This is a genomic window from Aestuariibaculum sp. YM273 (assembly GCF_030908365.1).
Taxonomy (GTDB): domain Bacteria; phylum Bacteroidota; class Bacteroidia; order Flavobacteriales; family Flavobacteriaceae; genus Aestuariibaculum; species Aestuariibaculum marinum.
On the sequence record NZ_CP133090.1, the window covers coordinates 205,270 to 221,959 of the forward strand.

The window sequence follows — 16,690 nt, forward strand, 5'->3', positions numbered from 1 at the left end:
TGTTATTTAATAACATTTAAAGCTTTGCCTACTTTAGTGAAGGCTTCAACAGCTTTATCGATATGATGCGTTTCATGCCCTGCTGAAAGCTGCACACGAATTCTTGCTTTTCCTTTTGGCACAACAGGATAGAAAAAGGCGATCACATAAATACCTTCATCAAGTAATCTGGCAGCAAATTCCTGAGCTAGCTTCGCATCGTATAACATAACTGGAACAATTGGATGTTCTCCAGGAATGATATCGAATCCTGCTTCTGTCATTTTTGTTCTGAAACGTTTGGCGTTATTCTGAACTTTTTCAATTAAATCGGTTGATGTTTTTAACTTGTCTAAAACCGCAATCGATGCTCCTGCAATAGCAGGTGCTAGGGTATTCGAGAATAAATACGGACGAGATTTTTGTCTTAACATCTCAACGATTTCTTTTTTCGCAGCTGTAAATCCTCCTGAAGCACCACCTAAAGCTTTTCCGTAAGTTCCGGTGATGATATCGATACGTCCCATAACATTTTTATACTCATGTGTTCCACGACCTGTTTTACCAACAAATCCTGTGGCGTGACATTCATCAACCATAACCATAGCCTCGTATTTATCGGCTAAATCACAAATTTTATCTAATTGCGCAATGGTTCCATCCATAGAGAAGACTCCATCGGTTACAATTAATTTTCTTCTTGCTCCAGAGGCCGCTTTTAACTGCTCTTCTAAAGCTTCCATGTTATTATGAGAATAACGGTAACGCGCCGCTTTACACAAACGAATACCATCAATGATTGATGCATGGTTTAATTCATCTGAAATAATCGCATCTTCAGGACCTAAAATAGGTTCAAAAACACCCCCATTAGCATCAAATGCTGCTGCGTAAAGAATACAGTCTTCCATACCTAAAAACTCAGCTGTTTTCTGTTCCAATTCTTTGTGAATATCCTGCGTACCGCAAATGAAACGCACAGAAGACAATCCAAATCCGTGCGTTCTCATAGCTTCAATCCCAGCCTCTACAACATCGGGATGCGAAGACAATCCTAAATAATTGTTTGCACAAAAATTTAAAACTTCATTACCTGCGGTCGTATTTATTTCTGCACCTTGAGGCGTCGTAATAACACGCTCCTTTTTGTAAAGTCCAGATTCTTTTATTTCGTTTAACTCGTTTTCAAGCTGTTGTTTAACTGCTCCGTACATATGTTTGAATTTTTATAGAGTTACTAAATTGTATTGTTCTTTTAAGTGTTTAAGCATGTCTTGAGTCATGGCATCTAAATCGTACTTAGGTTGCCATCCCCAATCTTGTCTTGCTTGATGATCGTCTAAAGATGACGGCCAGTTTTCAGCAATGTTTTGTCTGAAATCCGGATTATAAGTCACCTTAAAATTAGGATAATATTTTTGAATAGACACTGTAATTTCCTCTGGAGTAAAACTCATCCCCTGAAGATTATACGATGTTCTTACAGAAATCGACTCCTTTGGCGCATCCATAAGTTCTAAAGTGGCACGAATGGTATCCTCCATGTAAATCATTGGAAGCATCGCATCGGCTCTCAAATAACATTCAAAGTTTTCTTCCTTTATCGCTTTATGATAAATTTCAACAGCATAATCGGTAGTTCCTCCACCTGGTAAAGACTGGTATCCAATTACTCCTGGATAACGTAACGAACGGACATCTAAACCGTATTTTAAGAAATAGTATTGTGCCCAGTTTTCACCTGAAGCTTTACTAATCCCATAAACCGTTGATGGATTTAAGAAATCGCTCTGAGCTGTATTCATTTTAGGCGCCATATCACCATATACCGCAATGGAACTCGGGTAAAAAACTTTACTCACCTTTTCAGCAACCGATACCTCTAAGACATTAAATAAAGTTTTCATATTTATGTCCCAGGTTTGTAATGGATTCTGCTCGCCTTTAGCCGATAAAATCGCTGCCAAGTGATAAATTTGAGTCACCTTATACTTTTTAACGATATACTCCAGACAGTTTATATTGGTAACATCTAACTGCTCATAAATACCTTTATAATTTTTGATAGGATTTAAATCTGAAGCAATAACAGCATCTTCTCCAAACTTGTTTTTAAGGGCTTCAACTAACACAGAACCTAACTGACCACCAGCTCCCGTAACTAATATTTTTTCGTTTTTCATACCTGAAATTATAAAGTATAAAATTACAAATTATGCCATTTAAAAGACGAAATACACTAACAAAACAACCATATTAAGTGATTAATATTTTAAAAATTAAATTTTAAAGAAAATTTTACTTTTAAAATATTTATTTATCTTTATTTAAAGAAAAATTAACTTGAATCTTATGGTAGAAAAACTGGATAATGTGGATTTGACCATTTTAAAAATCCTACAAAACGATTCTAAAAAGACCACTAAAGAGATTGCTGCTACTTTAAACATGACGGTTTCTCCGGTTTATGAACGTATAAAAAGACTGGAAAACGACGGTTTTATAAAAAAGTATGTCGCTTTATTAGATAAGAAGCAACTCAACTACCCAGTCACCGTTATATGTATGGTATCACTGCGCTACCATAACGAAGGGTTTATTGATAAATTTGAAGAACAGATTAAAGAACTTCCTGAAGTGCAAGAGTGTTTCCATATGGCTGGAAAAGTGGATTTCTTTCTAAAAATAAATATGAAAAGTTTAGATGACTATCATGATTTTGTACGGGTGAAGCTTTCTAACATATCGAACATTGGAATTTTAGAAAGTTACTTTGTTTTAAAAGAAATTAAACAATCTACAGAATTTGTTATATAGAAGAAGCCTTCGGCATTATACCGAAGGCTCTCAACTAACTTCTATAAAAAGTTAAACCAAACAATAAACGATGCTTACGCAAAGTTTCTTTTATATTAAATTACAGGCGCCTCCCATAACTTAAATGAAAAGAGCCTCTCTCCTAAAAAGAAAGGCTCTCTTTTTTTTAATCTCTTGTAAATGGGATAATCTCAGCCATTGCCGCATTATCTGTACCATCGTGTCCAGATTTCGCAATAAACTTAAGGTATCTAAAGGTCTCTGGAGTTTCAAAATTTATATCTTGAGCATCCGCAGATTTTGCTAACACAAAATCTCCCATAGATGTCCATGTTACATTATCATTACTTATTTGTAATTCTAAATTTTCAACTGAGCGTGATGTGGTTTGTCTTTGATAAAACCTAACGCCATTTACTAAATTATCAGCTCCCATGTCTATAGTAATATGGTGAGGTGGCACAGGCGTACACCCATTCCAACATGAGTGCCAATAAGAATTTAAATCACCATCAAGTACATCGGCAGCTCTACCTGTATCTCCTTCACCTCCTGTATCTTCTTGCGTACTGTAATCTACTATTGTCCATCCTGTTCTATCTAATTCGGTAACTGGGCCAAGCACAACCACCTTTGGCAAATCATCTAAATCAACATCAGGCTGTGTTCCCGAGCTTCTTGTTAATGCAGAACCTGCACTTGTATAATCGTTAAAAAAACCACAGTTTTTCATAACAAAAGTACTTCCTTCCGATCCTCCATAGAAATCCATACGATCACCATTTGCAGCTGTAGCATCTACCCCAAAAGTAGCCTCTGTAACTTCGTTCCAAACCCCATCTGTTGTGTACACCCATTGGTTTCCATAATTTCCGCTTCTTGTTTGATTTCCTGTTGCTGGATTAAAGTTTTCTAAAAACGAGTGAGCTCCTGTTAAGTATGTAGATGTTTTAGGTCTTCTTAAACTCGCAATCATTTCCCACTCGCCAACTTCAGGATCGTAGAAATAACCTGTGTAATCTGTTGAACCTTCTATTTCTGCTGGCTCACCTTTTAATATAAACTTATAGGTTACTCCTGTTTTCCACCCAATATTTTTAAAACTTTGAAGACCAGAACCCTCATTACCAAAATCTTGAACGGTAACACCATCACCTGCTCCCAACTTTGTAACTTTATAGTCCTCTGGGATTTGGTTTGGATCATCAGTACTGAAAGCACTCCAAATAGAAAATAATATGCGTCTTTCTGAACTCGAATTCACCTGAAGACCAAAATATCCTTGGGAATGTCCATTAGCCATAAAGAAAGATCCTAATACATCTTCTCCTTCAGCTACTGTAAGTTCATTATAAAAGTATTGAACATCTTTACCTTCTGGTGTTTTATATCCAATATTTACTGATGGACCTCTTCTTCCAAAATAGAAGTTATCGACTGGATTATAAATTACTCCATCAGCAGCTGCAGCACCACCCAAAAGCAAACTATTGATATCTCCTACAAATGTTCCAGACTTGGTTAATGCTTGAATTTCTATTCTATTATAGCCTTCCTCTACCGGGAATACGCCAATACCATAATTTACATACTCTTCCGTAGTTATAATAAGTTCTTTGCTTAATCCGTTAACGGTTACTTTAAATTTAGACCCGCCTTCAGAGGTTTTTATGTTTAAACCAACATTTAAATCACCCGCCCCTGTTCTAACATAAGTGCGGATAACATGGTCTGTAGATGTCCAGTTATGAATCCCCTCTTCTGATATTAAAGCTCCTTCTTGCGAAATATTATCCTTTAACCAGCTATTAGGTCCAATAGGAACTGTTTGTGTAAATTCTAAATTGGCTGCATCCTCACCAATTAAATCTTCAAAATATACAATTTTATCTGCATCACATGATAGAAAACCTAAGGCTATCGTAAAAAACAGTATTAACACTTTATTTATTTTTATATTCATGATTTTTAAATTTTAATTCAATATTTATTTTCTAAACAGCAACATTAAACGCTGTGTTTATAGAAATTATACTGATAAAGATTATTCGTAAGCGTAACCACCAACTTGTGCTAATGCGGCATATATACTTCCATCGTGCGATGTGTTAATTATTATCTTCACATACATAGCTGTTTTATTTTCCCCAAAATCAACCGGCTGAAGTTCGGCTACTGCGGATAAAGTGAAACTCCCTATTGAAATCCATGAACTCCCATCCGTACTAATTTCAACATCTATGTCTTTAATAGCTCTTGACAAAGATTGTCTTTGAGCTATTTGAAGTCCGCCTATACTAATTTCTGAACCGAAATTTATAGTCAATTGATGTGGATGCTCTCCTGCAGGATCACAGGTCCAGCAAGAATGCCAAAATGTATCCAAATCAGCATCAAGAATATCGGCTGCACGACCAGTATCTCCTTCTCCCGAGGTTTCTTCTGAACTGAAACTTTCAATAGTCCAGGCTGCAGGTTTAAGATTTACCTTAATCCTTGTATCGTTGAAAATCTGATTGGTTTTATACAAAACCTGGTCCGGCTCGCATGCCAAAACCACCACAGCAACAAGAAAAAATAAAAAGTGCTTTATAATTTTTGTGTTTTTCATAATTGTTAATTTTTAATAGTGTTTAAATAAACCAAGTGAATGATTTACACTCACCTGGCTATTTTACTAACTCATTATTCTTAAGGATTTTGCTCTAAAGATGGCTGTATTAATATTTGCTGCTCTGGAATCAACTCAATGATAACATTTTCTGTAGCCGGAATTTGAGGATACGGATTTGAATTATTTAAATGCGTTCCCGGGTAACGTCTATCCATTGTTAAACCGTTTCTGTAAACATCGAATTTTCTATGTCCCTCGAAAGCTAACTCTAACTGACGCTCATCCATAACAACATCAAATACTGTTTTACCTTCCGGGAGATTAGTTAAAGTATATTCATCGGCTTTCGCTCTTGCTCTTAAAATATTAATATTATCTAGAGCTAACTGGTCTGCCCCCTGCTTAGCTAAGGCTTCTGCTTTATTTAAATACATCTCAGCTAAACGAGATACTGTAGGTGACCACAAATGTAAATCGTTTTCTTGTTGAGATGCTTTTAGTATAAAGAACTTAGGATATCCATTACGCTTATCCATATCGTAGTCGAATGTTACATCTTGACGGCCGCTAGGTCCATTAAAATAATACTGTGTTCTACCATTAATTTCTTCTGACATTAAGGTATACGTATTGCCTTCAAATTCAAAAGTAATTGTTGATCCATTATCTGTAGTATGACTAAAATGATACGTTGTATTATCTTCTACCCAATATACAGCCGGTATTCTATCTCCGTTTTCATCAAGCAAATATTGAGGATCTATAAAACTCCCTCTTAAATCATTTTCACTTTGATTTAATAACTTTAAATAAGGCTGAGATGCGTACATTTCTCCCCAACCTACACCATCAATATTAGCATAAAACGAACCTATAGTCCACCAATCTTCATTTCCAGGAATATCAATATCCTTAGTTAATGTTACAGAGAATATTGCCTCTTCGTTATCCGATGGTGGTAAAGTGTTCATTACAGCAAAACGCTCTGGAGACAATAAAGAATAGGGACCTTCATTTATTACTTTATCGGCGTATTCAATGGCTTTAGCATTATCTTCCATATAAAGATATACTCGTGACAATAATGCTTGAGCAGCTCCTTTAGATGCAAATGAAGCCCCTTTATTTTCATTCATTAAAGCTTCTGCTTTTAATAAGTCTGAAATCACCTGATCATAAACTTCACCTACTGTATTTCGGTCTGGTAATTCATTTATATCTGATGTTATTTTTAATGGCACTGATAAATTCGATGTCCCCTGATTATAAGGTCTTCCAAAAATGTTCCCCATTTGAAAATATACCAACGCTCGAATATAATAGTTCTCTCCAATAACCTGATCTTCTGCGTCAGAATTACCTTTGGTTAAACTTTCAATAACACGGTTTGCTCCTACTACAGCCTTATATGAATTACTCCAAAATCTCTCTGCTCTATAATTATTGGGGTTTCTTTGATAGTTATAAAAGAAGTACAGATCATCAGTAGTACCTCCACTAATCATGACATTATCACCTGAATACTCAGACATTCTGTGTAAATCGTCAATCCAACCATCGTAACCTTTATCGCCCTTTAAAAATAGGTAGTTACCAAGTGTTGCGGACTGTGCAGCTCCTGGATCCTGAAATAAATCATCTGCCGAAATTTCAGTAAATGGACTTCTATCTAAATCGCATGATGTAAACACCATTGGAATTGAAAATAGAATTGTATAAAATATTTTTTTCATCTTTTAATTTTTTTTAATTAAAACCCTAGATTTAGACCTAATGAAAAGCGTCTTGGTACTGGATAACCAATACTCGTATATCCTAACTGAGATCCTCCTATACCATCGTTAATTGTTGGATCTACTCCTGTAAACTTTGTAAATGTTACTAGGTTGTCTCCTGATAAAGTTATGTTTGCACTACTTAGCCCCACTTTATCCATAATAGATTTTGGTAAATCATAAGATAATGTTACGTTGGTTAATCTTAAGTAGCTGCCATCTTCTAAATAACGCGTAGATGTTTGATTACTGCCAGCATAACCTCCTGGTTGGGGTTTAGGGTGTGTTGCCACATCTCCAGGTCTTTCCCAACGACTCCAACCATCAGGTAACACCATTTGATTGTACTGTAAATAATACCCATCTGAATCAAATAAATTTCGAGATGCATTGTATAATTCAGCTCCATAAGAAAAAGCCCAGTTAGAGGTTAATGTGAAATTTTTAAACCAAATAAGGGTACCAAAACCTCCAGTATAATCAGGGTTGGCAGAACCAGCAGTCTGTAATGTTGCGCTATTATAATTAGACGTTGTTGAACTCTCCCCTGTATCTGGATCGATAATCTCATAAACAGGTGCTCCATCGGCAGGATTTACCCCTAACCATTTTCTCATATAAAACGTACCAAATTCTTCGCCTTCTCTAATAATAAAAGACCCTCCAATAATATCGGTTCCGTCAGGTAATTCCTTTACATTATTTTTATTAAAACTGATGTTAGCTGCAGCTGCAATACCAAAATCTTCTGTTTTTACAATATCAGCAGCAATTGCGATTTCTAAACCTTTATTGGTCACAGAACCAATATTTTGGTAACGACCACTAAACCCTGTTTGATCTGATAAACGTCTATAGAATAATAGCCCTGAATTTTCTTTATTGTAATAATCTACAGTTAAATCGATGGCATCAAAAAAAGTAGCATCTAAACCAAAATTACTTTCAACCCCTTTTTCCCAAGTTAAATCTTTTGTACCTAAACGATTAGGCTTAGCCGCTATAATACCTGCATATTGAAATTTAACATCATAAGTTGACAAATATCCAAAACCTCCAGGTTGATTACCTACAGCTCCATAACTTGCTCTTAATTTAAGAACGTTTATATTATCGGCATTAAAAAAACTTTCTTTATGAATATTCCATCCTGCAGCTACTGAATAAAACTCTCCGTATCTATAATCCGGAGCAAATGCAGAAGCCCCATCAATACGTAATGATGCTTTTGCAAAATATTTTGATTTATAATCGTAATCTGCAGCTACCAGAAATGATTGCTGAGCTGTTTCATTTGCATTCCCATCGGTTACAGCTGGCTTTAATCCAACACTTTGCACTTGTCCATTAACCACGATATTTTCAGAACGTGTTGTGACATTTCTTGAACTGGTATCATTATATTCATAAGCAGCTAAAGCATTTACCGTATGATCTTCATTAAACGTTTTAGAGTACTTTAGCATTTGATTGGTAAATCTATATAAACCACGAAATGTATTATCCTGTATAGATCCGTTTGTAGACCTTCCGCCATTCGATCTTGGATCTGTATAATTAAAAGATTCTGAATTCCCCCAACGAAAGTTATTTGTAGAAATAAAAGCTAAGTTCTTTAGTAATTTATATTCAACATCGAAACTAGCGAACAAATCGAACGAACGTGAATCTGAATAATTCCATTGTCTATCATAAAAGAAGTTACTTTTGTCACGTCCTATCCAATCATCACCTTGAGCTTGATTTGCATTAACTACAGAACCGTCCTCGTTAAACGGGTTGTCCCAAGGCATATTGGTATAAGCCTGATATAAGCTACCCCCTCTAGAGTTCTCTCTTCTATCGAACACAAAATATAACTTAGGCTTGATTGTTAGTTTTTCTGAAATTTTATAATCTAAGTTTGTTCGATAAGTATAACGATCTAATTCAGTACCAATTACTGTTCCTTCTTCATTATAATATCCACCAGAAATTAACATATTATGAGTTTCTGTAGCTGATGTAAATGAAACAGTTGCATCCTTAACAAATGCGTCCTGTGTTGTAGCCCCAATCCAATCGAAATCACGCTCTAGTAGTCCTTCATCAAACCAAGGATTTGTATTTCCTGCGCTTTCATGAAAATCATAAAGCTGCTGAGAATTCATTACTTTAAAGTTCCCTGGATTAAACTGGTTTATTGCGCTTTTTAAATAAACAGTCATTTGCGGTTTCTTTCCAATTTCACCACGTCTGGTTGTTATAAGAATAACCCCATTAGCACCACGATTTCCATACAAAGCAGTAGCAGATGCATCTTTTAGTATAGACATACCTTCTATATCGCGTGGATTAATTTTAGGATCTGAATTCCCTACAATAACACCATCAACTACCCATAATGGTGAGTTTGTTGAATTTATTGAAGATCGTCCTCTAATAATAATGTTAGGCGATGAACCTGGGGAACCACCACTAGGTAACACCTGAACACCTGTAACTTTACCTTGTAACATGGTAGCCACATCCGGAACCGTTACATCGGTTAATTTATCTGCCTTAACTTCTACCACTGAAGAAGTAATAGTCTCCTTCTTTTGAGTTCCATATGCCACTACAACCACTTCGTCTAAGGCATCCTGATCTGATTGTAATTGAATATTTACTGTTTGTTTTCCTGCTACAGGAATTTCTTTGCTAACGTACCCTACATAGCTAATGACAAGTATATCACTTTCACCAACCGACAAGGTAAAATTTCCATCAAAATCTGAAGAGACACCTTTCGATGTTCCTTTTATGCTGACACTTGCTCCTGGCAACGGGACACCATCGTTAGCATCCGTTATGGTACCTGAAACCTGCTTTTCCTGAGCATACATCGTATATGTAAGCCCCATCAGCAAAACAAATAGCATTGTTTTAATCCTATTTTTCATAAGTTTTAGTTTGAGTTAATAATTAAAATTTGTTGAGTTAATTGTTGCGTTTGTTATTCTAAGATTGATTTACTTTTCACTTTTTTTTATTTAGAAAGAGAGCACCTAAACAGATGGCGCCCTCTTCTAAACCATCTAAAGTGACTAATAAACCAAATAATTAATATGTATCTTTAATCCAGTTATAAGGCTTACGCTTGATCCAGTTTCCTCGCGTGAAATCCGGAAAATCCTGAGGTTCACCATTATTCTCGATCGATAATTCTGAGAGAGGTGTAATAGCACTCCATGCTGCGGCATCGTAAGCATCCATTGGCGGAGCTATATTTTCTTTTGCAGACTCTACAAAGGCATTCATTACAAAAAAGTCCATACCGCCATGCCCTGCTCCAGTTGCTAATTCACCGTATTTTTGCCATAATGGATGATCGTATTTCTTCAACCATTCATCTGCTGCATCCCATTGGTGAGGTTTCGATTTCCCTTCTACATAAATTCTATTACCATCTACTTCCCATAAACCTTCTACGCCTTGAACTCTAAATCCCAATGAGTAAGGTCTTGGCAAACTACAATCGTGGGTAACAATAATAGTTTCTCCATTTGATGTTTCAATGGTGCTGGTTATGACATCTCCAATTTTGAAATTTAATTTAGCGTTCGGGTGATTCTCTCCTCCGTTATCTACTATATATTTATGAAGTCCGCGACTCTTGGTTGCATGAGATGTTAAGGATAAAAAACGATTTCCTCGATTAATATCACACATAGCAGCTATTGGACCTACCCCATGCGTTGGATATACATCGGCATTTCTTAATAAATTATGTTTTGTGCGCCATTTAGATTCTGAGATTCCTTTATCCCCAAATTCCACGCCTTTTCCATAAGCTGTTTTACCATCATTAAAAAACACACCTCGTAAATCGTGTTGGTATCCACATCTAAAATGAATGGTCTCACCAAATACATTTTGTTTTACCATATTAAGGACAGCCAAAACATCGCGACGATAGTTTACATTCTCTAAAATCATTAAATGACTTCCTGTTTCCTCATGCGTATTTACAAGATCCCAACACTCCTCTAAGGTGTTGGCTGCAGACACTTCAACACCCGTAAATTTCCCTGCTTTCATAGAGTCGACAGCCATTCTTGTATGCCACAACCATGGTGTAGAAATAATAACAGCATCGACTTCTTTTAACTCTAGTAAGTTTCTGTAATCGTAATCGGAATCTCCAAAAACCTTAGGCTTAGAAAACCCTGCATCATCAATTTTCTTTAAGGCTATTTTTATCCGTTCCGGATCAACATCACAAATCGCTGCAACTTCAATATCCTTTCTGTGCAATGCGTTGTTTAAATGATTGGTTCCTCTCAAACCTACTCCTATAAAAGCCAATTTCAATTTATCCTGAGAACCTCCCAATACCGATCCAAAAGACACATTTGGCAAAAAAGACAATCCCGCTCCTGCTATTGCAGTTTTCTTTACAAAATTCCTACGTGAGTTCATATACTTTAAATAAATAGTTTATTCGTTAAATAATTCGTTAACAAATATTACTTTTAGTATTTATATATAAGTTGACTTTTTATGCATTAAAGGGTAAAATTCTACTTATATAAATACGCTGACTAATCTATTTACCCTTTTTGACGAATATATACCCTTTTTACTCAACATTAGTAATGGTGCGGGTTTAGAGAAAATGAATTTTATTAATACCTTTACATAGCTTCGTTTTAAGCACTTCCTTTTAAATATTTATGAAGAATAACATTAATGGATAGAATTACTAAATTGAGGTATATGTTTCTGACAAAAAAATATAATGTGTTATGTGTTATCTTTTTGATCACCACTTACTCTTATGCTCAAAATCATATTAATTTTAAACCATTAACACCAACAATTAATAACAAATCCACCACGGTTTCTAAAACAGTTCAAGATGAGTTAGGAAATATTTGGATGCTTTGTTCATACGGAGTTCTTGTATATGATGGATATAATTATAAAACAATAGCAAACAATACAATATTCAACAATACAGGGGAACGCATTACAAATCTTGTTAAAGATTACAAAAATGACTTATGGATTATTTCCAATCGTGGCACACTAGTAAGATTCGAAACAAAAAATGGACAATTTAAAAATGTTAGCGCCTTCGTTAAAAATTCAAAAATTAGAACACTTCATTCCAAAGAGCAAAGTACATGGTTTGCTTCAGATAAAGGTGTTTTATATGAACACAAGGAATCAAAAACAGATAGCATTACTCAAATAGAACTTAATGGTGAACCTGTAAGAAACATTATAAGTATAGCAACCACTCCTAACAAAGTCTACATAAGTACTGAAAACGGAAAAATTTTTGACTATGACATTAATTCAAAAAAGCAAACCGAACTAATAGGGCTATACACTGATTTTCCGGGAATCATTATTTTAACCACAGACCATAATAATAGGCTCTGGATAGGGACAGAAACTTATGGTATTTTCGTTTACGATCCGAAAAGCAAACAGTTTATACAGGACCAACTTTTTCAAAGCGAAAAATATAATGTAAACAAAGAAATGTTTCTAACACTTTATAATGATAGTGATGGTTATATTTGGGGAGGAACAGATGGCGGTGGGTTATACAAAATAAATCCTTACACAGGAGAAATCAACCTTTTCTTTAAACAAGACACCAATGAATTTTCGTTAGGTAGCAATACCATTTTAAATATTAATGAAGACAATCATAAAAACCTTTGGATATGTACTAATTACGGTAAATTATCTGTCCTTCCTAATGTAGACAACAACATTAATTACCATGAGGGTTCAGCAAACCATACACCACAAAGAATCCTTAGTGTTTTTAAAAGTTCCAAAAATGATTTATGGATTGGTACAGATGGCTCAGGTCTAACTAAGGTGTCCTTCGAAAACTCAGGAAAAACAAAGGAAAAGCAATATTTCAACAACTTATCACTAAGCAGAGGATTTTATGTCCAGTCTATTGCTGAGGATAAATCACAAAACATATGGTTTGGAACATACAGAAATGGCTTATGGTATCACAACACTAAAAACAACACCTTTAAAAAAGTAGACATCATAAATTCGAAAGACCAAGAAGCTACTGATATAAGAACGGTTTATAAAGACTCAAAAGATAGAATTTGGGCGGGATCTAATATCTCTATCAATGTTTACAACACAGAAAGACAACTCTTAGCTTCTTTTGAAAATAATACACATGGCTTACGTGGAAGTATCACTCGAAGTATTTTAGAAGACAAAAATGGAACAATATGGCTTGGTGTCTATGATGGCGGTTTATTTAAGTTTAATGAAAACCTTGACAACCTAAAACAATCCTCTTTTTCCAATATAGATTCCAAAACAAACGATGTACTGAATGTTAAATCTATGGTTACAGGAGAAAAAGATATCCTATGGTTAATAAATGACTCAGGAAAACTTATCGAATTTAACATAAAAGACAATTCCTTTAAGTTAAAAGACTCACAAATACCCAAAGATGTTAATATAGCCGCAATAACAAAGCAAGATAACACCAATCTTTGGCTTAGTTCCAGTAACGGTATTTTTCATCTAAATACTAACACACTAAACATTAAATCATATTACAGCACTGATGGGTTGCAGGATAACGTTTTCCTCTCGCGTTCTGTTCATAAAGATATCAATGGTTTACTCTACTTTGGAGGCACGAATGGGCTAAACTATTTCGATCCAACAAAAATTAAGAAAAAAGAAAGCACTCCAGAGCTTTACATCAATACCATTGAAATTCTTAATCAACCCGCAGGGCAAATACTTCCGAAGTATAGTAGTTTAGGAGGCTATCATACAAAAGAATTAAGTTTAACCTCCCATCAATCCTCATTTTCTTTTAAGTTTTCTGCAATCGACAATGTTCTTGATCCAAAATATTACTATGCTTATCGCTTAAAAGGATTTAATGACAATTGGATTACTAGTGGGCAAGAACGATTAGCCACTTATACCAACATTCCATATGGCGATTATATTTTTGAAGTTAAAGCCGGTACTAAAAAAGACAATTGGAATATCCCTCCAAAACAAATAGCCGTTCACATCGCCCCTCCTTTGTGGCAAAGCACAGGCGCCTATATGATCTACTTAATAGTTATAGGCTTAATTATATATTCTTTAAGAAAATGGTACCTCCTTAGAAACAAACTTTTAGTTGAAAAATTAAATCATAAAAAGGAAAATGAACTTTACGACCTTAAAATGAATTTTTTCGCTAAAATGTCTCACGAAATTCAAACACCAATTACGTTGATTTTAGGACCGTTAGAAGACATGATTAAACGCTCTGAACAAAATGGTAATATGCTTCTTAATCAACGATTAAAAATCATTGAAAACAACAGTAAGCGACTTTCAAAAATTGCAAGAGAATTAACTTTAACCAGAAATAAAGAGTTAAACGAATTAAAATTACTGGCTACAAAAAATAATCTTTACAATCATATAGAAGAAATTTCATTGTCGTTTAAAGAGTTGGCAAGAAAAAAACGTATCGATTTTGCCATAAACTGCCCCAAAAACCTGCATTCTGCCTGGTACGACAAAGAAAAAATAGAGCACATCATTTACAATCTATTATCAAATGCTTTTAAATTTACACCAAAAGAAGGCAACGTTCAGCTTAATGTAATTCCTATTGCAGGTAAAAAGCAGATTAAAGTATCGGTTTCCGACACTGGATCAGGTATACCGAAAGATGAACTTGAACTTATTTTCGATTTATTTTACCAATCTAAAACCAACAAAAAAAATAAAGGTTCAGGTATTGGATTAGCATTAACTAAAGAACTGGTAGATTTACAAAAAGGTACTATTGAAGTCGAATCTTCGGAAGTTGAGGGAACCATCTTCACCTTTACTATTCCAATTACAAAAGAGGCATACAACGAAACAGAACTCATAGTTTCAGATGACATCGATGAGGCTGCAAATGAAGATGTTGAAGAGGAAAACGAAAAGCAGTCTAAGGTTATTGAAAAAGATCTATCTAAAAAAACCATCTTAATTGTTGAAGATAATTACGACCTACAATCCTTTTTAAAAGAACTTCTGGTTAACGATTACAACATTCTTCTTGCTGAAAATGGTGCCGAAGGTTATCATTATGCGAAAAGCAATTTTCCTGACTTGATTCTTACCGATATAATGATGCCCAAAATGGATGGTATCGAAATGTGTATGATGTTACAGGAAGACGCACTAACAAAGCACATTCCTGTAATTATGCTAACCGCAAAGAATTCAACAAATTCTAAAATATCCGGACTTAAATCGGGCGCCATAGAATACATCAATAAACCTTTTAATACCAATGAATTACTATTAAAGGTTAAAAATATCATTTCTTCTAAAGAGCATATCATTTCTAAATATAGAAAAGAGGTTATCAGTAGCCCTGAAATTGAAGTTGAAAAAACTCAGGATGAAATTTTCTTAGAAAATATGACATCCATAATAAATGCAAAACTTAATGATGACGGCTTTAAAATTGAAGATTTAGCCGAATCATTAAATATGAGTTACTCTAGTTTATACAGAAAATGTCAAGCTTTAACAGGTAAAAACCTGGTAGATTACATCAGACTTATCCGATTAAAACGGGCTGCCGTACTTATTACAAAATTTGGATATACGATTTCTGAAGCTGCATTTGCTGTTGGTTTTAACGATCCTAAATACTTCTCCAAATGTTTTAAAAAACAATACGACAGAAGTCCGAAAGAATTTGGAAAAGAAGCGACTAAAATTGGCATTGATAATTATTTAAAAGCCCATAACCTAGAACAGTTTAGTAACAGCGTGAATTAACTAATTCCATGATAGTAAAAATAAAAGGCCAGAGTTAAACTCTGGCCTTTTTGTATATACAATAATTTAAACCTTAAATTATTTAATTTCAATCAATTCTAACTCAAAAGTTAAATCCTGACCAGCTAATGGGTGGTTACCGTCTACAATAATGTGATCTTCGTTTACTTGAGCCACTCTAAATTGGTGCTCTCTACCATCTTCACTTTTAGATACTAAGCCCATACCTACTTCTGGTTTTACTTCTGCTGGTAATTGAGCGTTATCTACTTTATGAAATAATTCCTGCTGAATATCGCCATAAGCCTCTTCTTTAGGAATGGTTACAGTTTTCTTCTCGTTTACTTCCATGTCAATGATAGCCTTTTCGAATCCAGGAATTAAAAGCCCTTGTCCTAAAGTAGCCTCTAATGGCTCTCTTTCGGCAGAGGTGTCAAAAATTTGACCATTGCTTAATTTCCCTGTGTAATGAACTCTTACAGTATCATTTTCTTTTACTTGACTCATAAATTTTGTTTTCTTGTTTAAAAAATCACCACAAAACTACCATTTATAAATTGAACACCAATAAGATATCCCTAAAACCTCAAGTATTTAAGATAATCTTAACCGAATTTTTGTAAACCACTTCCGTAAAGACTGTTTTATGCATAAAAATTAAAATCATCAGAAAAATACACCCTAATCC

Annotated in this window: 10 protein-coding genes; 2 read left to right on the forward strand and 8 right to left on the reverse strand. The window is 34.7% G+C overall.

Annotation, left to right across the window (positions count from 1 at the left end; all coding sequences use genetic code 11):
* Positions 1-2: 2 nt before the first annotated feature.
* Complete coding sequence (gene kbl, locus RBH94_RS00835; protein WP_307881958.1) at positions 3-1,193, reverse strand: glycine C-acetyltransferase; 1,191 nt, start codon at positions 1,191-1,193, stop codon at positions 3-5.
* 12 nt (positions 1,194-1,205) lie between these two features.
* The gene (locus tag RBH94_RS00840) at positions 1,206-2,162 is read right to left on the reverse strand and encodes an NAD-dependent epimerase/dehydratase family protein (RefSeq protein ID WP_307881959.1); all 957 of its coding nucleotides are present in this window, start codon (positions 2,160-2,162) and stop codon (positions 1,206-1,208) included.
* A 169-nt stretch (positions 2,163-2,331) separates the two neighbouring features.
* Between RBH94_RS00840 and RBH94_RS00845 the strand changes: the two genes are divergently transcribed.
* Positions 2,332-2,796 carry an Lrp/AsnC family transcriptional regulator gene (locus RBH94_RS00845; protein WP_307881960.1) on the forward strand — a complete coding sequence of 155 codons (465 nt, stop codon included), beginning with the start codon at positions 2,332-2,334 and terminating at the stop codon, positions 2,794-2,796.
* 166 nt (positions 2,797-2,962) lie between these two features.
* Here RBH94_RS00845 and RBH94_RS00850 read toward each other — a convergent pair whose 3' ends face one another.
* The 5 genes from RBH94_RS00850 to RBH94_RS00870 form a co-directional block, all read right to left on the reverse strand.
* Positions 2,963-4,759 carry a DUF3472 domain-containing protein gene (locus tag RBH94_RS00850; RefSeq protein ID WP_307881961.1) on the reverse strand — a complete coding sequence of 599 codons (1,797 nt, stop codon included), beginning with the start codon at positions 4,757-4,759 and terminating at the stop codon, positions 2,963-2,965.
* Positions 4,760-4,840: 81 nt separating this feature from the next.
* Positions 4,841-5,407, reverse strand: coding sequence for a discoidin domain-containing protein (locus tag RBH94_RS00855; RefSeq protein WP_307881962.1), 567 nt, complete (start codon positions 5,405-5,407; stop codon positions 4,841-4,843).
* Positions 5,408-5,487: 80 nt separating this feature from the next.
* Positions 5,488-7,143, reverse strand: a complete 1,656-nt coding sequence (locus tag RBH94_RS00860; protein ID WP_307881963.1) for a RagB/SusD family nutrient uptake outer membrane protein — start codon at positions 7,141-7,143, stop codon at positions 5,488-5,490.
* 17 nt (positions 7,144-7,160) lie between these two features.
* On the reverse strand, positions 7,161-10,106 hold the full coding sequence (locus RBH94_RS00865; protein ID WP_307881964.1) for a SusC/RagA family TonB-linked outer membrane protein: 2,946 nt from the start codon (positions 10,104-10,106) through the stop codon (positions 7,161-7,163).
* A gap of 160 nt (positions 10,107-10,266) precedes the next feature.
* Positions 10,267-11,625: a Gfo/Idh/MocA family protein gene (locus RBH94_RS00870; protein WP_307881965.1), complete on the reverse strand. Its 1,359-nt coding sequence runs from the start codon at positions 11,623-11,625 to the stop codon at positions 10,267-10,269.
* Between the two features lie 297 nt (positions 11,626-11,922).
* Between RBH94_RS00870 and RBH94_RS00875 the strand changes: the two genes are divergently transcribed.
* Complete coding sequence (locus RBH94_RS00875; protein ID WP_307881966.1) at positions 11,923-16,002, forward strand: ATP-binding protein; 4,080 nt, start codon at positions 11,923-11,925, stop codon at positions 16,000-16,002.
* 78 nt (positions 16,003-16,080) lie between these two features.
* Here the strand turns inward: RBH94_RS00875 and RBH94_RS00880 are convergent, their stop codons facing one another.
* Complete coding sequence (locus RBH94_RS00880) at positions 16,081-16,509, reverse strand: peptidylprolyl isomerase (RefSeq protein WP_307881967.1); 429 nt, start codon at positions 16,507-16,509, stop codon at positions 16,081-16,083.
* Positions 16,510-16,690 lie beyond the last annotated feature (181 nt).